1 protein-coding gene is annotated in these 232 nt (G+C 42.7%); it reads left to right on the forward strand.

The genetic code is table 11. From position 1 onward, the window contains the following. On the forward strand, positions 1-232 hold a 232-nt coding region (locus OS191_RS00140), incomplete at both ends, for an HYR-like domain-containing protein (RefSeq protein WP_267153682.1).

A 232-nucleotide genomic window follows, 5' to 3' on the forward strand; every position in this document is an offset into this window, starting at 1 on the left:
CAGATAATTGTGATGGCTCTGGTTCTGTAACTGGTTCTGATTCTGCTTTATCTGGTGATACTTGTGGAGGAACTATTACTCGTACTTGGTCGTATACAGATGCTTGTGGTAATCCAGCTTCTGCTACTCAAACTATAACTATTCAAGATACAACAAGTCCAGTATTTGATGCTGCTCCGGCTGCTGTTACTGTTGAGTGTATCGATGATGTACCAGCCATGACAGACCTTGG

The sequence above is a fragment of the Xanthomarina sp. F2636L genome, assembly GCF_026410195.1.
Classification (GTDB): Bacteria; Bacteroidota; Bacteroidia; order Flavobacteriales; family Flavobacteriaceae; genus Xanthomarina.